The sequence below is a fragment of the Methylorubrum sp. SL192 genome (assembly GCF_026672325.1).
Taxonomy (GTDB): domain Bacteria; phylum Pseudomonadota; class Alphaproteobacteria; order Rhizobiales; family Beijerinckiaceae; genus Methylobacterium; species Methylobacterium extorquens.
Window position 1 is genome coordinate 2,842,908 of the sequence record NZ_JAPPQV010000003.1, and the last position, 21,268, is coordinate 2,864,175.

A 21,268-nucleotide genomic window follows, 5' to 3' on the forward strand; every position below is an offset into this window, starting at 1 on the left:
GAGCAACTGGAGTTTTGCTCGGGCTAGCAAAGCAAAGCAGTAGTCGGATCAGACAGAATGCGTCTTCCGCTCGATGCGCAGAGTCGCGCGAGTTATCTTCTGGCGCAATACGATACAATCATTCCAACTGAGGATATCAACCGGCTGGGTGATTATATAAAACTCAACGATCGTAAATTGAGATTTAGCATTCCACATGAAAATATGCAGCCTGATAGACCTCAAAGCGACATCATAATTACAGATAAAATTCGCGAATTATTGCTAGAAGATTTACTTATATACGATGAAGTAAAAAAGATAAACCAAATTTCTAACTCTTATTGGCAGCATTTGATTCGTTGATCCGCCGGAGATAGCTGGTGTCCGTACGCACGCCCTCGCTGCTCACACGCCTGATCGTGACAGGTTAGTCGGAGCCCAAGAGCCGTCGGGTGCTGCTCAACAGGGCGTCAGCTCGCGTTCGAGGCTAAAACGAAAAAGCCCTGCGCCGGGGAACCGGGCAGGGCTGCTTGATGAATAGCGATTTTGATAAAGAGGCTTGCGCAGATGCTTGGCGCTCTACCGCCTTGTTTATCTCAAGCCTTATAGTTGAGCACTTCCGGTGAGGTTTCCGGAAATCAGCCGCTGGACTCAAGCAATCGTGCAATTATGTCTCGACTTGACTGCTCAGGCGGAAAATGATGCGTATTTATGACTAGATCTGCAGCCTGCGGGGCCTCATAAGGAGCCGAGACCCCGGTAAAGCTCGGAATCTTACCGGCGCGAGCGCGCCCGTAGAGGCCCTTTGGATCACGCGCTTCGCAGACCGCAAGTGGCGCATCGATGAATATTTCAAGGAAAGGGATATCCCCCGCAATGGCCCTTGCCGCCGCGCGCTCGGCGCGGAAAGGCGAGATGAGCGAAACAATAACCACAAGCCCGGTGTCCGCCATCAGCCGGGCTGCCTCAGCCGTGCGCCGGATGTTTTCTACTCGGTCGGCAGACGTGAAGCCAAGGTCGCGATTGAGCCCATGGCGCAGGTTGTCGCCGTCGAGCACCATGCTGCAACGGCCCGCCTGAGTCAGTGCCCGGTCCACGACGTTGGCGATCGTCGACTTTCCAGCTCCAGAAAGGCCGGTGAGCCATGCAATGGCCGGGCGCTGCCCCATCCGCTCCCATCGACGCTCGCGTGGCTGCAGATCCTGCCAGATGATGTTTTGCCTGGGCATTTTCCTTCTCGTAGCGCTAAGGTTTAGGGCGACACGTCGAACGAGTTTTCCGCCGGATTGTCGTTAACCTAGGGTGATTTTTTACGCTGCCGCTCTCAAACAGAAAATGCGTTTCTTCTATGCCACGCGTCCTATTTTCGCAGGCCAAGCTCGCGTAACGGCGACCTACCGGACTGCGGCCGGGCCAGGTCGCGCACGAAAAAGCCCCGCGCGGCTGAGCCGGGCGGGGCTGGGAAGGCGCTGCGATGTCGGGCGGTGTCAGATCGGCGCGGGCCCACCGCCCCAAATCCCTCCGGTTTTCCACCAATCCCCGATGTAGGGCAGGGTCTGCTCGATCGCCGGGCCTATGTCCGGCCGGGTGACGCCCACGAAAAACCCCGCCGCGGCTGAGCTAGGCGGGGCTGAAGAGGCGCCCGCCGATGCGGCGGGCATAGGATAGACGGATGGTGGTGGGCGGATAGTCCGGCCCGCCACAGCCACAAGCCACAGGCCTCACCAGGGCCATACTGCCGCACCAAACGCTGCACCTCATCAGAGCTAGAGGTTGGGCATATGAGCGCAGTGGCAGCGGCGCGGGCGGACGAGGTGGAGATCCTCGTCGAGCAGTACCTCAAGAATGCGCAGGGCAGCCCGGTAGTGGCTCTCCGGCAGGCGATCTCGGATGCGCTCGTGGACGCCATGGAATGCCGGCAGAGGCTGGAGGCAGCCGAACGAGCTGCCTCCCGTGGCTTCATGCGGCAACTGACACTCTCGGCTTCCAAGTAGCCAAACCAGGCGGCTTGTCGCCTTTTGGTGCTAGCCTGCGGCCCGGCCGAGGTTACGGTCGCTGATCGCGGTGCCCATTACGAACTGACCGTACCGGCCACCCTGCGCTCGGCCTGCTGATCCCTGCTCACGATCGGTATCGAACGACAGCGCTTCGACCTTCAGCCCTCTGCGCATGTTCTCCGGAAGACCAGAGTGGTCGTAGTAGCCTGCGTCATGGGCCATCGCATCCATGGCCTGGATTTCGTTAGCGGCCGCGCCTGTCCAGAGGATCGCGCCCGTTCCACCTTGGTGTATCTGAAAAACGGGCATCGATCATCCTCTCTATGGACATCGAAGTCTGACTACCGCAGTGCCAGACGGCTACTTTGCAGTGCAATATAATTTCTGCTCGCAACAGATCTGAGCACAGCCGGACTTTATCGTCAATCACCGAAAATGGAGGATGATCTATCGATAGATCGGGCCGGCAGATCATTCTTGCTGTCACACAGGCGCCGACGTGGGGCCGCTTGCGCTGGACGGGGTAATATCGCGCCGAGTGTCGCATACGAAAAGTCCCGCGCCGGAGGCCCCGGCGGGGCAAGTCTTGGGAGGAACGACGGAGAGTCGTCAGGGGCGAAACGGGTGGCGGCATCCGTTGTTCGAGCTCGGTCTGAAACCGCACCGTTCGCTCTCAAGGGCCCCTTTGCTCCACGCACGGCGCCCGCACCTCCTCCTCCGGCGTCTCGCGGGCGAACGTCGTCAGCGGCCCGATGGTGATTTCCGAGCGGGCGTGAGGACGATCACCCGGCGCGGTGACCACCAGACTGATGCGCATGCTCAGCTCGATGAACAGTAGGCCTGTGCATCCGAAAGCCAGAGCTCGACGTCAGCGCTGGTCCAAGGGACGGTGGATCGCTGGGGCGATTCAGGTCCTTCCGAAGGCGCGAGCATCAGGCTCCGGATGTAATTCCCTCATCGGCCTTCGCCGGCCACTTCCGACGCCGATGCGGCAGGCCGAAGGAACGGGCGATTTCCGACCGGCGCTCGGAGTAGCTCGGCGCCACCATGGGATAGTCTGCCGGCAAGCCGTAGCGGGCGCGGTAACTGTCGGGATCTAGCCCATGCCGACGAAGGTGCCGCTTCAGCATCATGTACGGCTTGCCGTCGACGAAGGACGTTAGCCCCTCGGTTGTGATCGGTCGCCGGATCTGTCCAACCGTTAGCCGCTGAACCTTCGGCACCGCATGAGCTTCCGGTTCCGCCTTCAATACAGCCAATGCCGAGTATGTCCCCTGAATAAGGCCAGGCAAATCAGTCGCAGCTAACGTATGGTTTCGTACGCAGGCCGAAGCAACTATGATTGTTAGATCGACGGGCTCAGCCGTAGCGGCGGACGAATATGATTTTCTAATCAAAGCTGCACCCCATCATAGAAAGATCAACTTATGCAATCTTAAAAATTTTACGCAATTATTATCCATCCTCCAAATGGGGGAGGGCGTCCTCTATTTGAAAGAAAACCCGCTCACTTTCTGAACAGCCATATCGGCACGCATTCGACGGGGGGATCAGGGGCGGCGATCGACGACCGCGGAGCCGGCGGGGCAGTTGAAGTGGATCTCGCGCTCGCACTTGGCGATGCAGCGGCGCGTGTACCGGCGGCAGCTTCCGAGGGGTCAAACCGCTGATCGTGACGCTCTTCGGCGTTAACCGGCGTCATGACCTCCGCTCGATCTGGAAGCGCACCACGTTCTGCGCACGGGTGATCGACCAGTAGTGCCGCTGGAGCGGGTTGAAGTGGTACTCCAGTGCGGCACGGTACTCACCGGCGCCTGGCCCGAACTCTTCGCGCACCGTCACCGTGAAGGTGATCGTCCGCGGGCCGAGCCCCTGCGGTGGCCGCTCGTATCGAACAGCCGGCAGGATCACCCGATGCATATGCGCGTCGAACAGGGCGCGATCGATGTAGGCGCTGCAGTTGCGCAGGTAGCCAAGACGCTGCCGGATCACGAGCTTGCTGCCAGGCCGCACTACGGGCGTCAGCACGGTCGTTTCTTTCACATCCACCGGCAGGCCGCGATCGGCGATGAACCATGCCAGCACCCCGGCGGTGGCCAGGATAGCGCCGGTGATGATGGTGAGGCAGGCGTAGCCGAAGAGCCACAATCCCGTCATCGGCCATCCCTCATCATCGCGAACAGATCGATGCCGTTTTTCGCCAGTGCGGTGACACCGCCGACGAAGGCCACCGCGAAGCCCCCGACCCACATCAGCACCTTGGCGGCCGTTCGCGAGGAGCTGACGAACTCGACCACCCCGTCGAGGTTCTTCAGCTCGCGCGGGTTCTTCTCGGCGATCCAGTCGATGGTGTCCTTGCGCAGCGCCAGGAGGGCGAGCAGCTTCTCCGCCTCGCCCTCGTCGATCGAGCGGAACAGCTTTCGCATATGCAGCGGGAAGAACATGACGCGGCGGTAGTCATCGTCGTTATCCAGACCAATAGCACGGCGCACGGCATCCTCGCCGAGGCCGCGCTCGGGCGGGTGGACGCTGCTGCGCAGCATCTCGCCCGCCCCGATCGCCGCCCCGCGCCGCGCCTGCCGCAGTTCTTCTTCCGGCAGCTCTGCCCCGGGCATTCGCTTCTCCTGCTCAGCGCCGGCTCATCTCATCCATGCGCCGCAGCTCGTCGGCATCCACCGTGCTGGCGGCAACCTGCTCCTGCGCCGAGATGAGCACGGCCGCCTCGCTGGCGTGGTCGTCGAGGTCGAGCTTGCGGAAGATCCGGGCCGTGATGCCATCGGCGCCACCAGCCGCCTTGATGACCGCAGCCGGCGCTGTGTCGATGACGTACTGCGTGCCCTTGGCGATGACCGGCACCGCGACGTTGACCGAAAGCGTCTTGCCCTTGGCCGCGCCGTTCACCGCGTTGAGGCCGAAGCTGACGGCGGCCTCGATCATCATCTCAACCCGCGTTGCGACAGGAACAGGGCAGCCCACGGGTAAACCTTGCGGATGGCCTGGATGAGGTAGGCCGCGATGATCGGCACGAGGATTGTCAGGATCGGCTCGCGCAGGGACACGGCGAGCGCGACGAGCCAATCACCCCAGGGCAGGATCACGGCCTTGTCGCCGATGGTGCCGAGTTCGGCGGCGAGGGCTCCAGACGCCGTCAGCACGAGCAAGCCAATGCTCATGGCGAACAGCGCGGCGTCGGTAGCGCGCTTGGTGGGGATCAGCAGCGCGCCGATGACGATCAGCGGAATAGCCGCAGGCATGAGGATCGAGAAGCCTGAGGCGGGAGCAGCCTGCCCCGGCATCACGCCAAGGGCGAAGGCGGGAGACGCGACACAGGCGAGCGCCAGCGCCGCGAGCAGAAGCGTACGGGTCATGGTGATGGTCCTGATGGTGGGGATGCGCGGCGGGCCCGGCCGGCTCGGTAGATCAAATGTTGGTCAGACAGGCGGAACCAGCTTGAGCGGAACTGGGCCGCAGGGCATGACGCGACGCCGTCGGATGGACCCGATCGTTGTCCGGCAGTCAGCGGGTCGGCTCAAGCCTCAGCCCCTTTGCAGTCGGTCCGCTGTACTCACGCCTCGCTCACACGCGAGCGCGCTCCGGCGACCGTCGTCGGCAGCGTGTGCGGCGCCGGCAGCGGCACGTCGGCCGGCCAGCGAAAGGCGACAATTTCCGAGCGCTTGAACGCTGCCACGTTGACCGCGTCGCTCTGATTGCCGCCGAGCAGGAACACCTGATCGTTGTTGGCGCCGACCACGAGGCCGGTGTGCCCCTGCCAGGACGAGTTGCCCCGCTTCTTCGTGGCGATGGCGCCGAGCGCGGGTGCCGGCAGCCCGACACCCCAGGCCTCGAACGAGCAGGCCGCGAGGCTGCGCGAACCGCGATGCCCGGCGCGGTCGATCACGGCGTTCACGAAAGCCGCGCACCAGGCGGTGCTGTTGGTCTTGATGCCAGGGAAGCCCGCATCGGCGAACAGCTTGACCACCTGCGGGTTGTTGGCAACGTCGGGCGCCTCCTTCAGGCCATTCAGCGCCTCGACCAGTACGAGCCAGCCAGGCTTCTCGGGAGCTTCGCGCCGCTCACTGATGTCGGCCTTCTGCAGGACGGCCTGTGTCCTCGGCCCGGCGATGCCGTCGGCCACCAGCCCGGCTAAGCGCTGAAACGCGGTCAAAGCGGCGATGGTGCGCGGCCCGGCATCGCCGTCCACTCCTGAGGACCCGAGATCATACCCGCGCGCCAAGAGAGCACGCTGGATTTCAGCGACGGTCATCATTTCAATGTCTCCGTGGTTTTTCGGCGCTCGCCGGGAGCGCAGCGGCGCCTTGGTCAGCCGTCATGGGCTGGTGAGGGATCGGCTACCCGGGCGGGCCGCAAGCGTTTCACAAGCTCGGTTCAAGTCCGAGCCCAGCCCTCCACACACATTACCCGCGCTGAATCTCAGCGTCGGTCTTCGAACAGCTTGCGTCGGACTGTGAATATCGAGACCAATACTTCAGATCAGGCGGGCCCAATAGATCAGCCCGAGCGCCATAAGCAGTGCGACCCCTAGGAGGGCGCCTCTGATTGCGCCACTTACACACTGATGCAGGATCGAAGGCGTCCTCTGCGCTGCCGAGTTTTCCCGATGCCACCTGTCTAGCAAGGTCTCAGGCATGTGGGTACACCGAGGTATGTCGCTCTTCCCGACAAACACTATGCCCTGACGTTCTCCGATGTCGAGGGAAGGTGCCGGGCTCGGGCCGGGTGGCGCGGCGATCGGGTCGTGCTCAGGCAGCTTCGAGGTTCGCCGTCTGCACCGGGAACTGGATCGTCAAGCCGGAGGCGTTCACGCCCATCAGCGTGGTGAGCAGCGAGAACTCGGGATCGCACAGCATCACCGTGCCGACGTCACCGGTCATGAACTCGGGTGGCAAGCCGTCGCGGCGGGCGATCCGCACGCGGTCGCCGGGCTTGAACGGCGGCCCCTCGGTGCGCCGCAGGTACTCGGCATGCACATGATCGGCGACGGCCTCGGGCGTATCGGGGGTCTGGGTCTCGACGGTGGTCTTGGTCAGGGTCAGCATGGGCGGTTCCTCACAGCGCCGCGGCGCGGGTCCACAGCGCGTCGAGCGCCGCGGCGTCGTAGCCGAGCAGCGCGCCGAGCTGTTCGGTGAGTGGGTGGCAGCGTTCGAAGGTAGTAGCGCCTCTCAGCATCATCCTGGCGCCGAACCGCTGGCCGCCTGCGTCGGGGATCAGGGAGAGAGCCGCCTCCATAGCTGCGGGGATTTCGCCCGGCCCAACCCAAGCCTCGACCTCGGCTTCCGTGATGCTGCCGGCGGGCGCCAGCGCCCGGGCGAACTGGCGATCCGCGATCGGAGGAACAGCCAGTGTCGACGCGGGGATCGCCATGGCCGTCAGTTGCGTCCGGCCCCATCGGTGGAACTGCGGCGCCGAGACGATCGCCGCCCGATCCGCCTCGGAGATCTCAACCGCCTCGGCCGGGATCGCGTCGTTGCGTCGGATGAACCGCTCCTCGAGCGGCCATTCGCTTTCGGCCAGACCGTCGGCCGCGCCCTCCGACTTGACGCGCACCGTCTCCGTCACGGGCGGATGCGACACCTCGTCGAAGAAGCGATCGGTGGCGAGACCATCGCGCCCAAAGATCACGTAGACGCGCATTACTTCTACCTTCCGAAGGCAAGCCAGTTGTAGCGGACGACCCTGTTCGCTCCGCCGGGAAAGTTGACGAGAAAGGATGTGCTGTTGCTGTCGCCGGACACGGGCGCACCGGCAAAGACGCTGAACTCACCGTTGCTCACCAGCGCGAGCCACGGGCCCACCGCAGTGGTCAACCCGACCGGCACGTGGGCGCTGCCGTTGGCGTCGAGCGTGACGACGGACGATCCCATCACGATCGCGAGGCCGGACGGAAACCGCTGGATCGCATATTGACCGTTCGCGTCGATGCTGCCGACGGCGTTCAAGCGAGAGGCCCAGAGCGCGCCAAGCTCCAATGCATCGACCTGTGCCAGAAGATTGGTGTTAGACCATCCGAGGCGAACCATGTTCGAAGCATTCTGCCTCACGCCTCCGCCCTGGCGAACGACCCCAAGCTCTGCCGGCGTGTGCGGGACGAACGCTTTGCCGCTCATCCTCTGAATGCTGCGAACCCGCCATTTTCCCGAACCTTGGAAGTGGCGTGGATGCAGTCGCAGGCCTGAGTGGTGAAATCCAATCCGTTGGTCACGACGAGGGTGGCGCTGTGCTTGAGCACGGCGCCGGCGGCGCCGAACTCGATGAAGCGATTAAGGTTCTTGCCGGCACCGAAGGAGGCGATTGTCGCCGCGCCGTTGATGTTGATGATCCCGGCCGGCGCCGAGCTGAGGTCCACGGTAGATGCTGCCGTCATGTTGACGGCGCCTATGCGCAGGTCGCCCGTGCCGTTCGCGAGGTTGACCAGAAGCGCGTCGGTCCACGTCGTGCCGTCCGGAGATGCCCGCAACGCAAGCGTCTCGACGGAGGCCGCCTGCCCGCCAGACGGCGTGTAGGTCAGCGAGCGTTGCTCGATCGCGCCCCAGGATCGGCCGGTGATCTGGAAGAGAATGCGGCCGATCGCGGATGATGATACCTTGTCGAGGGCAAGCTGTCGTGCCCCCGAGTAGAGCGTCGTAGCCGTTCCGAGCAGCGTGTTGAGCGCGTCGAGGATCTTGACGCCGACGATTGCGGCATAGCTCGCGTCAGTGCCGAGATAGCCCGTGGTGTCGATGAGGAAGGGGACGCTGTTATAGGCGGTCGGGATGCTGCCCTGCGTCGTAAGGCTGCCGCCGTTGGCGCCGTTTGGTGCGACGGAAGCGATGAGCCAGGCATCCCCAACCTTCCGGTCCCGCGCGCCGAGATTGATCGTCATGCCGGGCGTGACGATGGTCAGGTCGATGCCCGTGACGGTGACGAGATTGGTGTTGGCCCCGACCGTCGCAGTTGCGGTCGGGTTGTTGCCGTAGAAGGCCATAGGCAAGCGTCCTCAGAAACGAGGGGATGGCGGAGCGGAGGTGTTCGGAGGGCGGCGCGAAAGGCGCCGGGCGCCGTCAGCGCTTGTTCACGACGGCCTTCAACTGGCCGAATTTGATCCTGCCCGAACCTATTTGGCCGGTAAGCTGGTAGAGAAGTGCAATGCGTCTTGGGGGTCCGGGGGCAGTATCTCGAACAGAGTTGAACCGGAAAGAATAGCGGTATCGACAGTATGAACCGGAGGGCCACCACCGCCGCCAGTTGCCGAGTCAACGCCGAACGACGCCCCATAGGGAACACCATCAAGACCGACGGCGACTACGAGCCTCGTATTGGTCGCAAGGTTTCCATTCCCCTGGGCAACCGCTTGTAAGATTGCAGTCCCGCTGAAGATTACCGACTAAAGATCATCGGGCGTGATCGCAATTCCCGTTCCCGGCACTTCGCGCCAATCGTTTGAAAACCCACCCGCGTCTACATCTTGACCGAAAAGGGATAATCTATCCGATACAGCGCCCGGCAAGATGGCCTGCTGTGTTACTCGAATATTCGCAATGTTGATGAACTACCCGTCGAACTGGAACGGGTAGGTCAGGCCGCCATTTGCGGTCAGAGCAAAGAAGTTGGCATCATCGACGAACCGCGCTGCTCCGTTAGGGAGAGCATCGAGGAACCATCCGCCATAGAAGGGCGCACCGTAGCGGTCTGTCTTGACGTAGGCCGCAATTCGCACGGAAACACCGGCCGCGCTTGAGGTGGCGCCCATAAGGAACTGACCGGAGACCGTGCCGGCATCCGTGCGGGCCGTGAGATCCTGATTGATCGATGCCTGCGCCGAGGTCTGGTTCGCCTGCGCCTGCGAGACAGAGATGATCGAGGCGGAATTGTTGGCGAAGCGCCTGCACCTTCGCACTGACGCTCCTCGTGCTCTGGCTCGCGACATTTGTCAGCCATCAGTTCAGCGTCGGGGTAGCTGTCGGCGCGGCCTAGGTCGCGGCCCTCATGCTGTTCGCCGATCGAGCCCACCCACGTCCCGCGCCAAACTCAGGAGGGGAGGATGCCTAAGGAGAGGGGGCTATCGACCCCGCGCGGTTCACGCTGACCTCGCCGCTGCGCCTCGATGTGGCGGCGACCCTTGCTTATCCCGACGGGTCCATGACCGCGAACGGGCTCCGCACCGAAGCTACCCGGGGCAACCTCCGTATCGAGAAGACCGCCGGGCGCTTCTACACCACGCTCGCCGACATTGAGAGAATGAGAGAACGATGCCGCGTCCAAGAAAGCGCGCACGCCTATGGCTCCGCCCCGAGCAGTTCGCAACGGGAAGGTCGTCGCAAACGCGACCTGGATCATTCTCGACGGAGGAAAGCATTTCCCCACGGGATGCGCTCATGGCGAAATTGCGCTCGCCGAACAGCGGCTCTCAGAGCACATCGCGGAGAAGTATCAGCCGAAGCGCAAGCTGAAGGACATCGAGTCGATCGATGTGGCGGACGCGCTCAACATCTACTTCAGCGACAAGGAGATCGAGCCGGAACAGCGCAAGCGCTTCGAGGGGCGCATCTCGAGGCTCGCGCACTTCTTCGGCGGCATGATGCTCAGCGATGTGACCGGGGAGACGTGCCGCCAATACGTCGTGGTCCGCGGCAACAGCGGCGGCGCGCGGAGGGATCTCGAAGACCTTCGCGCCGCGATCAGCCACCACAAGGACGAAGGACTGCACCGCGGCGAGGTGCGCGTTGTGCTGCCGAGGAAGGGCGAGTCGCGCATGCGCTGCCTGACCCGATCCGAGGCCGCTCGGCTGCTGTGGACGTGCTGGCGCTACCGCGAGGTGCAGGCCTGGAACACCGGCACGCGCAAGGGAAAGCAGGTCGCGACCAAGAAACGTCCGCTGCGCCATCTCGCGCGCTTCATCCTCCTTGGCCTCTACACAGGCACTCGGCCGGGGCCATCGCGTCCGCCTCGTTTCAACGAGGGAGGGGCGATCGCATGTCGATCTTGAGGAAGGCGTCTACTATCGCCTCGCAAAGGGTAGGCGCGCCACCAACAAGCGCCAGCCTCCGGCGAAGCTGCCGCCGCATGTGCTGGCCCGCCTGCGCGCTTGGTCGCAGATCCCGCCCAAGGACGGCACGCTGCCCGAGTACGTCGTCGAGTGGAACCGGCTAGCCGGTGGCATCGGTGAAGACGGCGTTCGCCAAGGCGGTGCGGCTTGCCGGCCTTGAGGAAGGTGCCTCGCCGCACGTCCTGCGGCACACGGCTGCGACGTGGCGCATGCAGCAAGGCGTCAATCTGTGGGAGGCCGCCGGCTATCTCGGGATGACGCCCGAAATGCTGCAGAAGGTCTACGGCCATCACCATCCCGACTTCCAAAACGAGGCCGCGGGCGCGTTCAAGAACCGACGCTGGAAACCGCAATCGTTGGTCAAATCGTTGGCTAAACCGAGGCGGGCAGAGGCAGATGCCTAGGCTTCCTGCTAGGTTTCGTATATGTTGCAGATAGATAATGGTGGTGGGCCCGGCAGGACTCGAACCTGCAACCAGACCGTTATGAGCGGTCGGCTCTAACCATTGAGCTACAGGCCCTAACCGTTTCCGGTCAGATACTTAGACTTGCTTCCGGGCTCCTACAACAGATTGCTCTACAGAAATCCCCACAGAAACCGTCGATCTGAGTAGCCGGAGAGGGGCTTCCCGGCAAGGGCCAGGCCACCGTTCGCTGGCAGTCACACGCCCCTCGGGATAGGCTCACCGCATGGCTGATTCCCCCCCACCGTCGGTGAACTCTTCAAGGCCAAGGCCGTCACCGACGACGAGGTGAATGCGGCCGTCGATGCTTACCAAGCCGATCCCCGCACCACCGCCTACCCGATCGCCGGTGGCTACAGCCTCGACCTTGCTGCGGCCGTTGCCGGGCATGGCTCGGCGAGCCAGGTCCTCGCCAACCCCGAATCGAGCCCTGGCCTGAAGCGTGCCGCCACCCGCACGGCGATCCTGCTGGCGCGGACGCAGAAGGCGTGAGCAGGCCGGCCTGGCAGGACCGAAGTGGTCCTCGCACGTCATTCGATAAGGTTGCATCTTTCGTTTGCCAACGTCACAACTCGGCGTCTAGAATTCCGCAACAATCGCGGGCCAGCTCTCAAAAATCATCCCAGGGTCATCCAAGCTATGCTGATCGGCAACTGCACAAGAAATATAAATAAAGAGACACGGCTGTATTATGTTCATGTTCCAAAAACAGGAGGCACGACAATCAATGTGCTGTTCCGGAATATTTTTGGCGAACTCCGATCTTTAACGCACGCAGAGTCAATGCTCATCGCGCCGGCAACACGCGAAGTTAATGCCGAAGTATGCCGCGAGTATAACTTCGTGTCTGCGCACTTGCCGCGCGATTTTTATAATGTTCATTTTAAACCATTTGGATACAAAGCTATCGTGACCTTGCGCGAACCAGTTGAACATTTCGTCTCGTTTGTCCTTTGGTTTGCGCGCAGCACACACACGATAGTTGATGCTAATCTCAATGCGTCGAGATTGGGGCTGCGCGAAGACCCGAATGCTTTTTTCCAATCAGCAACAATGGAGCAACTGGAGTTTTGCTCGGGCCAGCAAAGCAAAGCAGTATTCGGCTCAGATAGAACGCGTCTTCCGCTCGATGCACAGAGTCGCACGAGTTATCTTCTGGCGCAATACGATACAATCATTCTAACTGAGGATATCAGCCGGTTGGGCGATCATATAAAACTCAACGATCGTAAATTGAGCTTTAGCATTCCACATGAAAATATGCAGCCTGATAGACCTCAAAGCGACATCATAATTACAGATAAAATTCGCGAATTATTGCTAGAAGATTTACTTATATACGATGAAGTAAAAAAGATAAACCAAATTTCTAACTCTTATTGGCAGCATTTGACTCGTTGATCCGCCGGAGATAGCTGGTGTCCGTACGCACGCCCTCGCTGCTCACACGCCTGATCGTGACAGGTTAGTCGGAGCCCAAGAGCCGTCGGGTGCTGCTCAACAGGGCGTCAGCTCACGCTCGAGGCTAAAACGAAAAGCCCCGCGCCGGGGAACCTGGCGGGGCTGATTGAGGAACAGCGATTTCAATAAAAGGCTTGCGCAGATGCTTGGCGCTCTACCGCCTTGTTTATCTCAAGCCTTATAGTTGAGTACTTCCGGTGGGGTTTCCGGAAATCAGCCGCTGGACTCAAGCAATCGTGCAATTATGTCTCGACTTGACTGCTCAGGCGGAAAATGATGCGTATTTATGACTAGATCTGCAGCCTGCGGGGACTCATAAGGAGCCGAGACCCCGGTAAAGCTCGGAATCTTACCGGCGCGAGCGCGCCCGTAGAGACCCTTTGGATCACGCGCTTCGCAGACCGCAGGTGGCGCATCAATGAAAATTTCGAAGAAGGGGATATCCCCCGCAATGGCCCTTGCCGCCGCGCGCTCGGCGATCCCGCTGGCGCGGGCGCAGAAGGCTTGAGCGCGCCCGACTACACGGTCGAGGAAGTCGCGCCGGCCAGTTCGTGGTGAAGGTCGGTAACGAGGTGGCTGGCTATGTCGCGGAAGACGGCGAGCACCCTGGCGTCTGGGTCAACGAGGATCAGAACGGCCGGCTCATGGGCCACTCGGCCACACGCGAGCAGGGCGCTGAGTTCCTGGCGGCGTGGTTTCTTGCCGAGGATCAGGGCTGGACGTGATCAGCACTGAGCAAGCCGCGGCCGAGATGGGCGGCCTGCTCGGTTTCGCCCGTGGCCTCGCCTAGACGGAAGGGCCGCGCGGAAGATAGACGCTGCTTGTACTATCAGGGCCGCAGGAAAACACCTCTTATGAGACCACCTCGCCTGCTCAAGAAGCTTTGGCCAGCTCCGCCGGAATGCCACATGCCGGGCTTCGATGAGGCATATTACCTTGAACATAACCCATCTGTGCGTAATTTCACAGGCAGCCCGTTGCAGCACTATCTTCAGCATGGATGGAGGGACGGATGCGACCCAAGTGCGGGCTTCAGTAGCAGTGGGTATTTGGCTGCCAATCCCGACGTGACTGCGAACGACTTAAATCCCCTAGCGCATTTTCTTAAGCACGGGTTAGCCGAGGGGCGAGGTGGATGGCAGAAAGGTTCTTCGCCAGTTAGGAGTCTGTCGATAGATCAACGAGCATCTGCTGACTGGTTCTCAGATGACAATTCCGGCATGCCTCTGATATTTATGTACTGGGAAAATTCTGAAATCGTAGAACCACCATCGGCCTCTTCGTGGAAATCATTCTACCCGAAATTTAGGGTATTCCGCGAAGAAGATGTTGTCCCCATACTTCCCGAAACATTCGTAGATGTATTTTTGTCCATCAAACTGCCTGCCGCAAAATCCGATATGGCCAGGATTTTTTTGCTTAGAGAGCACGGAGGTTTGTATGTCGATGCTCACGTTGGTCCAACTCGTTCCTCATACCTTCTGATGACACTTGCCAGGCTCGCTGGATGCAACCTGATGCTATTTTCCAGAGATTGGCTAATGGACGAGCGGTCGAATTACTTCGACCTAATTAATGGTGTTATAGCTGCGCGACAAGGCGCGCCGGAACTCAGTATGATCATCGACAAAATGATGACCAATGTCATTGAGCATTGGCACAAGGAGATGGAAACACCCGATTATGTACAATACGATCTCTTTTCTCTTACGGGAACATGGCTGCTCGCGGAGCGATTTTTAGAGGTGCCCGCGTTACGACCAAACGTAAGATTGGAGTTTCGTCCTAAAGTAGTAGTTAATATAATTAAAGACGGCGCATCTTCAGGTTTTGAGCTGTACAAATTTCATTCGTACCGCGGCCCTGGAAATCATTGGAGTGAACGGCAGCTCTACGAACGACTTTTCAGGCGGGGGGGTTAATAAGTGTTAGTTGGGCGCGCTGCTCCAGTTGTGGCGCCCAAGTGATGCGCGACATTGCCGAGCATTACCGGCGGATGGGAAAGAGAGTGAGTTCGATACGACGCCGCAGCCAGCGCGATCATGACGGCCGCCCGGCGCCCCTAGTAGAAGAGCCGCCATGCGCACATCATTGAGATCAACAACGACAGCGCCACGGCCGTTAGCGACGGCGGGCAGAGATGGCGGACTTGCTGGCTAGCGCGCTGATGTCAGGCAGCGACGCGGCTTGGGACAGGTTGCGACCCTTTGGAATCAACCGAATCGTCGAGCGTCATCCGACCGCGCCGGCGAAGGTTGTTGTCGGCGAGCGCGAGATCGCGGTCCGGTAGCAGCATGAACAGCAACGAGCCCGAACAATCCGCCGCGGAGATGCGCGGCCTGCACCGGTTCGCGCAGGGCCTCGGCTTGGACGAGGAGACGGCGCGGGAGATCTATGAGGACGTGGGCCATCAAGCCGCAGCGGCTGGCGTCGGCGATGACGACCGTATGGCCGAGGTGCGGAAGCGGATGCTCGCGGCGGCGCGCGACAGCTGAAACGAAGCAGCCCCGCGCGGGGGGAGGCCGGCGAGGCTAGTCGAGCCGACGGGTTCGTGTTGTGCGAACATCTCTAGGTGTTGCAGGGAAGGAATATCGTGGAGGCCGGTGAAGCTGGCAGGGTCATCGCCGCCGCCGACGTGGACGCAGCGTTGAAACCTGAGATCCCCGTGAGCGATTGCCGGGCGGGGCAGAACAAAACGGAAAGACGACGAGAATGAAGCTCGGGATCGGCGCTGTTACCTACAAAAGGAAAGACAAGCTCGCGCGTTGCCTTGACTCACTGGCTCAGAACACAGTGACGCCGCATGTTATCGCGGTGGCTGACGATGGATCTAATGATGGAACGGAAGAGCTTGCCAGCGACCGAGGCCTAACTTTTATAACTGGAAAGAACCGGGGAGTTGCCTGGAATAAAAACCGCGCCCTGTATTATTTGCACGTTGTTGAGCGTTGCGACGTTGTTATAATATTAGAAGATGATGCCTTCGTCACAGAAAAAGGATGGGAGGTGCCGTGGATTGAAAACAGCATCCGACACGGGCACATAAATCTCATTTATGAAAACGTATATTCCACAATCGTCAAGGGTGATGGATCAGTAGAAGATCCGTACCAGTCTTGGGTTTTGGGAGGGGTTTGCTCGGCATTTTCAGCCGAAGCGATCAACGCCGTTGGCTACTTCGACACTCGATTCCGTAAATACGGATATGAGCACGTCGAGCATACAAACAGATTTATCAAGGCTGGATACGGAGGTGTTCAAGCAACCGCCGAGCGAGGTCTTCATTACTATGGTTTAAAATCGCCGGTCAAGTTTGACTTGGACGAGTCTCATCAAACGGCAGAAGCCCTTGAGCATAACCGCATAGTGTTCGATGCCATCGAACATGAGAATTTGTATCGGCCGGCTTGGCAGAGTAAAAAACAGAAGCGCATCCTTCGAAGAGAGATCGAAGCGGCTCGCCACCGGGGAACTTGGATGGCCACTTTTCCCCCATGGCTTTACGCCGCAACATCCATCGTAGCGGCCCCGTATCGCGAACGGAATGCCCCTCGCAGCGGTTGCTGAGCGGGCTAAGGGAGTCGCGGCGATGTCGGGAGGCGTTACGGCAGGTCCGAGCACGCGATCTTAGTTGTTGCCTCTCCCGCGATTTCCGTAGCGTGCCTTGTCGGCGTGAGCCTTGCCCAATCGTGGGAGGAGTGGCGCAGGCTTCCCCGCATCGAGCACAGGCCGCAGGCGCTCAGGTACTAGAAACGAAAAAGCCCCGAGGCCGAAGCCCCGGGGCGGTGCGTTGACGGATGGCACCGTCCGGGATCACGGAGGCAAGCGGCCCGTGATCGCCTTAAGCATGGTCTGGCGCGTCTCCTTCATCTCGTCGCGCACCGAGGACACGAGGTCGTCGATCCGTCGCTCGAGCCGGGTGATGACATCACCGGTTACGTAGGTACGCGCGACTTCGACCTTGAAGTTGTGCAGGGCCTCGTTATGGGCCGCGACTTGGATCTTCAAGGCCGCCATGTCGATCGTCAGCGGAGACACCGCGTCCTTCGTGCCGGCGCGCAGCTTGCCGACGACCCAATCCGCTCCCTTGCCGAGGGCGAACAGGAAGGCTGCGAGCGCGACGACCTGCGCCCAGGAAATCGGGCCGGCGGCCAGGAACGAGGTGTCCATCGGATCAGGCTTTCAGCAGGCGGGCGGCGCCGGCTCGAGCCAGCGTCGTGAGCGGCGAGGAGACGAAGAAGGCCGTCAGGATCGTGGCCTCGATCGCCACGTACTCGGTCGGCAGCGGCTCGATGGGCCAGCCCAGCGCGAAGGTTTTCGAGAGGCAGATCGCCCCGAAGTGGACGGCTGGTGGGATGCCGATGCCGTAGATCAGTCCCTTGAAGGCGGGCGCGATCGCCGCCTTCGCTTGGTTGGCTGCGATCTCGGCCTGGACGACCTGCACCGCCACGTCGCGTTGCGCGTTCTGGCCGTTCTCGCTCGATTTGAGGATCGGGCTCAGCACGGAGTTGCCGAACACCTTGATGAGGCCCGAGCCGATGGCACCGAGCGCCGACCCGATCGGGTTCGAGAGCCAGCCGAGGAGGTTCATCGGAGCGGCTCCCGCGCCGGCAGCGTCGCGAGCTTCGTCGCGTAGGCGCGGGCGGCGAGCCGGGCGACGGCGAGGAACGCCGCCACCTTCGTGCCCGGCAGCCACTCGGGCAGCAGCGGCGCCAGGTCAACGCCGGGGAGCGCGTCGAGGACGTCGGGCAACGCCATGACACCCGCGAGGAGGTAGATGCGCCAGCCCGAGGCCGCGCGCCAGCAGCGACGCAGACCCAGCCGGGCTCGCGTGAGGAAGGGACGGGGCGCCATGGTCAGGCCTTCCGGAACGAGGTGTGGATTAGGTCGTAGAGCCCGGCGAGGCCGGAGCGGACCGCGCCGCCCGTGGCCTGGACCCCGGAACGAAGAAGCCCGCCGGTGGGGGCGGGCTTTGCGTTAAGCGGATCGGCTTTCGTGAGAGACAAACCGGCTTGTGTCTCGGCGACTGAAGGCAACGGAGGGTGCGTCATCGGCGCCAGCGGGTCGGGCGCCAGCTCGCCCGTGACCGGCGACCACGGCGTGTCCTTGATCTTCGACCACTTGGCGAAGGCCGCGGCGAGCTTGGTGTGGTAGCCGTGCTTGGCGTAGCCGGCCCCGTTGTAGCCGCGGGCGAACCCCGCCCAATCGTGCCGGCGCAACTCGTCGTCGAGGCCGTTCGTGACGATGAAGCGGACCATCGCGGCCAGATGCTCGGCCTCGCCGCCGTTGCAGAACGCCAAGACCATCGCCTGCGGCGTCGCATAGCCCGCGGCCTTGTGGTTTTCGCCGAGGATCTGGCCAAGACCCCAGGAGGCGGCCTTCAGCGCGGCCTTCTCGTTGATCGCCATCGCCTGCATCAGGCGCGGATAGCTGTCGATGGGGTAGGCGCCCGGCTTCCACGCGGCATAGGCCAGCCCGAGCGAGGCCGCCCGCGTCCGCTCGGCGCCCACGAGATTGCGCCAGAAGACGTGCGGCTCAAACAGCATCTTCGGCCGCTTAAGCCGCTCGAAGCCGCCGCCGGAGGCCTCCACCTCCATGACGGCGCGGATCTCGTCCTCGCCCACACCGATGGTGTGCCCAATGCGGGGGAGGTCGTAATCGGTCAGGCGGGTCGCGGCCGAGACGAAGCCGGCGGCGCGCAGGCGCGCGAAGGCGCCCACGTCGGAGGACGAGGTCATGGTCGGCTCCGTGGTGGCGCGGGGAAGGAGGGCTCGGTGGAAAGCGACGACCTTGAAGGCCATCGTCGAGCGCGCGAGCGCGATCAGCCGATCGCGCCGCCAGCGACTGCGCCTCAGTGCGCAGTCCAGCTCGTGCCGTCGCAGTAGGCTAGGGTCCGAACCGACCCGCCCCCGGTCAGAGCGCTGCGATAGGTCGGGTTGGCTGCGTCCGTGACGACGACGAGCCAGTCCCGGCGGCCGGAAGAACAGGCAACAGCCCCTTGAAGCTGCGCGACCGTGTAGGCCGGCAGGACGCTCGCCTCAGTCGCTCGGATCGTCTTGCTGGCCAGGGTTGGGGCATTGACGTTGACGTTACCCCTGGTATCGGCCGACAACACGGAAGCGATTCCCCCGGAGCTTAGAACAAGCTGATTGATCCACGCCTGAGACCATATATTCTGCCCAGCCCCCAAAACATATGAAAGGTTTTGTCTCGGCAGAATATGTGTTGTGGCTATATTGTCTCCGGAAATAGTGATATCCGGCCGTCCGTTTAATGTGTTGCCGATAACAGCATTCGTGCCAACTGGACTTGGACCGCTGTAGCGCCAGATTACACCGCCATCAACGATGTTGTCCCCTGTGCCGGTCGGGCCTCCACGCGCTGCCGAAGTGCCAGCCTGCTTGACCACATAGGTAGCCCCTCCACTGAGTACGGCCTTGTTGATCGCGTAGGCACGCGACGGAGCCCAGGACGTCAATGGATCTTGGATGATGCCGCCACCGAGAACGCCGTTCATGGAGTTGCCCGTAATGCTCGCCCCCGAAACGGTTCCGCCGGTTGAGATGCCGCGACCGGCAATGCCCGCGATGGAGTTTCCGGTCACGGAATTGGGCTGCGCCCCCGAGCCGTCGTTTGCAACAATAGCGATGCCGGTTTCCGGCGCTTTGACGGACCCGTAGATTTGGTTTGCTGTAATGGTCAAGTTATGACTATCCACATTATCGACAGCAGCCCAAGGCAACGAGGATCGATGAGCGTCAAATCTGAGAAACAGGTTGTTGTTTATGAGACTCTGTCCGATGCCGTTCTGGTAGATACCTTTGATGCCTGCATTGATATGGGTATTGCTCACTGTCAGATATTCGCCCAACGTTCCGGGCGCGTCCCAATAAACGCCGTAGTCGAGGCCGATGGCCTCCGTGTTGGTGACGAACACGCCCTGGACGTAACCGCCGATACGAATGCCAATATTTCCGCCTTGAATCATAGCGTCGCTGATCTTCGTATCAACACCGAAGATCGAGACAGACGTGCCGGTCAACTCGATCCCGACCGGGCCGGCACCGGGGGCTTCGAACGCCCCGTTTGTCATGTGAAAGCGAGAGCCGCGAACGGTAGCGGCAACGGTGTTCTTGAGGGCGAGCCCCACGCTCCACGCACTCATATCGTTCGCAAGGCCCCGAAACTCAACCTTATCGACGTTTACAACGTTGCTCATCGTCGCTGCGTTGACGCGAACACCCGTGTTTGCGTGGGCAGGTGAAATCACATCTCGCTTGATCGTCAGGCCAACGATATTAAGCTTGCCACGATCAGGCACATTGAACGTGAAGCCTGCGCTCGCGCCTGTGAACGCAATCTCGCTGTCCCCCATGCCGGCACCCCAGATCGTCGCAGGGGTGGTCAGCGTGGCGGACAGTGCGGATGAGACACGGCAGCGGCTACCGGAGGGTACATAAAGCCCCGGCACGTCGCCCGCGGCAAGGCGTGTGATAGCCTTCTGGAACCCGGAAGTGTCGTCCGCCGTCCCGTCGCAGACCGCGCCGAAATCTTTGACACTGATCTGGTCGGCCATGCGGCTGGCCAGCGTGCGTGCGACCGCGCCGGGCTTGGCAACGATGTAGCTCATCGCCGACGTGTCGCCGGTCGAGCCGGGGCCGAGGATCTGCAGCGTGTCGGGCGTGATGACGGTCTTGTTGCCCTCGCGCCTGCCAAGTTTCGGCAGGTCAGTGCCGAACGAAATCGTGCCGTCGGACAGCACCTCGCCTCCATTGGGGGCACGGTTCTGCGCGAACGACGGCGCGACAAAGGCCAGCAGTACGAGGCAAGCAGCAGCAGGGCGCATCATCAGGGGCGGATCCACAGGTTGTCCGCCCCGCAACCGAAGAGGAACGCGAAGCAGAGGGCAGAGATGACGAGAGAGGCCGCGCCCGCGGCCTGGAACGGGAACGGGAACGGGAACGTGTCGATCCAGGCACTGTTCGAGAAGGTCGCGACGTTGATGTAGAGGCGCCAAGTCAGCGTAAGGATGCTCGTCACAACTGCCTCGTAGCTTCAGAATACGGCGAGGAGCTCGCCGATGCAGGCCTCACCAGATGGGCGGAAGCGCCAGCGGCTTAGCGACCGGCGTAGATTTGATTAGATTTTGATCGCTTCGGCGGTACGTCCCGAGCATCCGATTTTAGCGAAGGTAACAACGCTGAAATTCACCTCGGCACCGTGGTGGTGTATCGCAGGACGGATCTTCAGGCCATAGTACATAGAAACGCGAGAGATGGGCACCGGTACGATTATGACGATCTCCGAAAATATCTTCCCGC

The 21,268-nt window shown here is 61.5% G+C and carries 31 protein-coding genes and 1 tRNA gene; 10 read left to right on the forward strand and 22 right to left on the reverse strand.

The window, feature by feature from the left end:
* The first annotated feature begins 57 nt into the window (after positions 1-57).
* A complete protein-coding gene (locus OVA30_RS14095) occupies positions 58-345 on the forward strand; it encodes a hypothetical protein (RefSeq protein ID WP_268175818.1) in 288 nt (95 codons plus the stop codon).
* A 275-nt stretch (positions 346-620) separates the two neighbouring features.
* On the opposite strand, the gene cysC is transcribed toward OVA30_RS14095, so the two are convergent.
* The gene (gene cysC / locus OVA30_RS14100; RefSeq protein ID WP_268175820.1) at positions 621-1,211 is read right to left on the reverse strand and encodes an adenylyl-sulfate kinase; all 591 of its coding nucleotides are present in this window, start codon (positions 1,209-1,211) and stop codon (positions 621-623) included.
* A 552-nt stretch (positions 1,212-1,763) separates the two neighbouring features.
* Here cysC and OVA30_RS14105 point away from each other — a divergent pair.
* Entirely contained in the window at positions 1,764-1,976 is a 213-nt protein-coding gene (locus OVA30_RS14105) for a hypothetical protein (protein WP_268175821.1), read from the forward strand.
* A 30-nt stretch (positions 1,977-2,006) separates the two neighbouring features.
* Here OVA30_RS14105 and OVA30_RS14110 read toward each other — a convergent pair whose 3' ends face one another.
* The 13 genes from OVA30_RS14110 to OVA30_RS14170 all read right to left on the reverse strand — a co-directional run bounded on the left by OVA30_RS14110 (position 2,007) and on the right by OVA30_RS14170 (position 9,873).
* Positions 2,007-2,288: a hypothetical protein gene (locus OVA30_RS14110; protein ID WP_015951841.1), complete on the reverse strand. Its 282-nt coding sequence runs from the start codon at positions 2,286-2,288 to the stop codon at positions 2,007-2,009.
* Between the two features lie 364 nt (positions 2,289-2,652).
* A complete protein-coding gene (locus tag OVA30_RS14115; RefSeq protein ID WP_015951842.1) occupies positions 2,653-2,796 on the reverse strand; it encodes a hypothetical protein in 144 nt (47 codons plus the stop codon).
* Between the two features lie 115 nt (positions 2,797-2,911).
* A complete protein-coding gene (locus OVA30_RS14120; protein WP_268175822.1) occupies positions 2,912-3,376 on the reverse strand; it encodes a MucR family transcriptional regulator in 465 nt (154 codons plus the stop codon).
* Positions 3,377-3,677: 301 nt separating this feature from the next.
* A complete protein-coding gene (locus OVA30_RS14125; RefSeq protein WP_268175823.1) occupies positions 3,678-4,136 on the reverse strand; it encodes a hypothetical protein in 459 nt (152 codons plus the stop codon).
* Positions 4,133-4,594 carry a hypothetical protein gene (locus OVA30_RS14130; protein ID WP_015951845.1) on the reverse strand — a complete coding sequence of 154 codons (462 nt, stop codon included), beginning with the start codon at positions 4,592-4,594 and terminating at the stop codon, positions 4,133-4,135. The genes OVA30_RS14125 and OVA30_RS14130 overlap by 4 nt, the downstream gene beginning before the upstream one ends.
* 13 nt (positions 4,595-4,607) lie before the next feature.
* On the reverse strand, positions 4,608-4,916 hold the full coding sequence (locus tag OVA30_RS14135; RefSeq protein ID WP_268175824.1) for a hypothetical protein: 309 nt from the start codon (positions 4,914-4,916) through the stop codon (positions 4,608-4,610).
* A complete protein-coding gene (locus OVA30_RS14140; RefSeq protein WP_268175825.1) occupies positions 4,916-5,347 on the reverse strand; it encodes a hypothetical protein in 432 nt (143 codons plus the stop codon). Before OVA30_RS14140 ends, OVA30_RS14135 begins: the two co-directional genes overlap by 1 nt.
* A gap of 197 nt (positions 5,348-5,544) precedes the next feature.
* Positions 5,545-6,243, reverse strand: a complete 699-nt coding sequence (locus OVA30_RS14145; RefSeq protein ID WP_268175826.1) for an NlpC/P60 family protein — start codon at positions 6,241-6,243, stop codon at positions 5,545-5,547.
* Between the two features lie 496 nt (positions 6,244-6,739).
* Positions 6,740-7,036: a hypothetical protein gene (locus OVA30_RS14150; protein WP_268175827.1), complete on the reverse strand. Its 297-nt coding sequence runs from the start codon at positions 7,034-7,036 to the stop codon at positions 6,740-6,742.
* Between the two features lie 10 nt (positions 7,037-7,046).
* Positions 7,047-7,631: a hypothetical protein gene (locus OVA30_RS14155; protein ID WP_268175828.1), complete on the reverse strand. Its 585-nt coding sequence runs from the start codon at positions 7,629-7,631 to the stop codon at positions 7,047-7,049.
* A gap of 5 nt (positions 7,632-7,636) precedes the next feature.
* On the reverse strand, positions 7,637-8,104 hold the full coding sequence (locus OVA30_RS14160) for a hypothetical protein (RefSeq protein ID WP_268175829.1): 468 nt from the start codon (positions 8,102-8,104) through the stop codon (positions 7,637-7,639).
* Entirely contained in the window at positions 8,101-8,961 is an 861-nt protein-coding gene (locus OVA30_RS14165) for a hypothetical protein (RefSeq protein WP_268175830.1), read from the reverse strand. The genes OVA30_RS14160 and OVA30_RS14165 overlap by 4 nt, the downstream gene beginning before the upstream one ends.
* Before the next feature lie 564 nt (positions 8,962-9,525).
* Positions 9,526-9,873: a hypothetical protein gene (locus tag OVA30_RS14170; protein ID WP_268175831.1), complete on the reverse strand. Its 348-nt coding sequence runs from the start codon at positions 9,871-9,873 to the stop codon at positions 9,526-9,528.
* A 381-nt stretch (positions 9,874-10,254) separates the two neighbouring features.
* On the opposite strand from OVA30_RS14170, the gene OVA30_RS14175 reads away from it, so the two are divergent.
* Together OVA30_RS14175 and OVA30_RS14180 are read left to right on the forward strand one after the other, a co-directional pair.
* A complete protein-coding gene (locus OVA30_RS14175) occupies positions 10,255-10,962 on the forward strand; it encodes a hypothetical protein (protein ID WP_268175832.1) in 708 nt (235 codons plus the stop codon).
* Between the two features lie 167 nt (positions 10,963-11,129).
* Positions 11,130-11,426 (forward strand): tyrosine-type recombinase/integrase, encoded by a 297-nt coding sequence (locus OVA30_RS14180; RefSeq protein WP_268175833.1) that lies wholly within the window; start codon positions 11,130-11,132, stop codon positions 11,424-11,426.
* Between the two features lie 41 nt (positions 11,427-11,467).
* On the opposite strand, the gene OVA30_RS14185 is transcribed toward OVA30_RS14180, so the two are convergent.
* Positions 11,468-11,543, reverse strand: a tRNA-Ile gene (locus OVA30_RS14185).
* Between the two features lie 231 nt (positions 11,544-11,774).
* On the opposite strand from OVA30_RS14185, the gene OVA30_RS14190 reads away from it, so the two are divergent.
* Together OVA30_RS14190 and OVA30_RS14195 are read left to right on the forward strand one after the other, a co-directional pair.
* Positions 11,775-11,978: a hypothetical protein gene (locus OVA30_RS14190; RefSeq protein WP_268175834.1), complete on the forward strand. Its 204-nt coding sequence runs from the start codon at positions 11,775-11,777 to the stop codon at positions 11,976-11,978.
* 147 nt (positions 11,979-12,125) lie between these two features.
* Positions 12,126-12,887 carry a hypothetical protein gene (locus tag OVA30_RS14195; RefSeq protein ID WP_268175835.1) on the forward strand — a complete coding sequence of 254 codons (762 nt, stop codon included), beginning with the start codon at positions 12,126-12,128 and terminating at the stop codon, positions 12,885-12,887.
* A 273-nt stretch (positions 12,888-13,160) separates the two neighbouring features.
* Here the strand turns inward: OVA30_RS14195 and OVA30_RS14200 are convergent, their stop codons facing one another.
* Positions 13,161-13,427 (reverse strand): adenylyl-sulfate kinase, encoded by a 267-nt coding sequence (locus OVA30_RS14200; RefSeq protein WP_326493634.1) that lies wholly within the window; start codon positions 13,425-13,427, stop codon positions 13,161-13,163.
* 74 nt (positions 13,428-13,501) lie between these two features.
* On the opposite strand from OVA30_RS14200, the gene OVA30_RS14205 reads away from it, so the two are divergent.
* The 4 genes from OVA30_RS14205 to OVA30_RS14220 all read left to right on the forward strand — a co-directional run bounded on the left by OVA30_RS14205 (position 13,502) and on the right by OVA30_RS14220 (position 16,514).
* Complete coding sequence (locus OVA30_RS14205) at positions 13,502-13,672, forward strand: hypothetical protein (RefSeq protein ID WP_268175836.1); 171 nt, start codon at positions 13,502-13,504, stop codon at positions 13,670-13,672.
* Between the two features lie 183 nt (positions 13,673-13,855).
* Positions 13,856-14,869 (forward strand): glycosyltransferase, encoded by a 1,014-nt coding sequence (locus OVA30_RS14210; RefSeq protein ID WP_268175837.1) that lies wholly within the window; start codon positions 13,856-13,858, stop codon positions 14,867-14,869.
* A 372-nt stretch (positions 14,870-15,241) separates the two neighbouring features.
* Positions 15,242-15,442, forward strand: a complete 201-nt coding sequence (locus OVA30_RS14215) for a hypothetical protein (RefSeq protein WP_268175838.1) — start codon at positions 15,242-15,244, stop codon at positions 15,440-15,442.
* Between the two features lie 217 nt (positions 15,443-15,659).
* Entirely contained in the window at positions 15,660-16,514 is an 855-nt protein-coding gene (locus OVA30_RS14220; protein WP_268175839.1) for a glycosyltransferase family 2 protein, read from the forward strand.
* 246 nt (positions 16,515-16,760) lie between these two features.
* Here OVA30_RS14220 and OVA30_RS14225 read toward each other — a convergent pair whose 3' ends face one another.
* From OVA30_RS14225 to OVA30_RS14250, 6 genes are all read right to left on the reverse strand, one after another.
* Complete coding sequence (locus OVA30_RS14225; protein WP_268175840.1) at positions 16,761-17,117, reverse strand: hypothetical protein; 357 nt, start codon at positions 17,115-17,117, stop codon at positions 16,761-16,763.
* 4 nt (positions 17,118-17,121) lie between these two features.
* Positions 17,122-17,538 (reverse strand): hypothetical protein, encoded by a 417-nt coding sequence (locus OVA30_RS14230; RefSeq protein ID WP_268175841.1) that lies wholly within the window; start codon positions 17,536-17,538, stop codon positions 17,122-17,124.
* Positions 17,535-17,801 (reverse strand): hypothetical protein, encoded by a 267-nt coding sequence (locus OVA30_RS14235; RefSeq protein ID WP_268175842.1) that lies wholly within the window; start codon positions 17,799-17,801, stop codon positions 17,535-17,537. Before OVA30_RS14235 ends, OVA30_RS14230 begins: the two co-directional genes overlap by 4 nt.
* Before the next feature lie 2 nt (positions 17,802-17,803).
* Positions 17,804-18,685: an N-acetylmuramidase family protein gene (locus OVA30_RS14240; protein ID WP_268175843.1), complete on the reverse strand. Its 882-nt coding sequence runs from the start codon at positions 18,683-18,685 to the stop codon at positions 17,804-17,806.
* Positions 18,686-18,798: 113 nt separating this feature from the next.
* Positions 18,799-20,796 (reverse strand): glycosyl hydrolase family 28-related protein, encoded by a 1,998-nt coding sequence (locus OVA30_RS14245; RefSeq protein WP_268175844.1) that lies wholly within the window; start codon positions 20,794-20,796, stop codon positions 18,799-18,801.
* Positions 20,796-20,987 (reverse strand): hypothetical protein, encoded by a 192-nt coding sequence (locus OVA30_RS14250; protein ID WP_268175845.1) that lies wholly within the window; start codon positions 20,985-20,987, stop codon positions 20,796-20,798. Before OVA30_RS14250 ends, OVA30_RS14245 begins: the two co-directional genes overlap by 1 nt.
* Between the last annotated feature and the right edge of the window lie 281 nt (positions 20,988-21,268).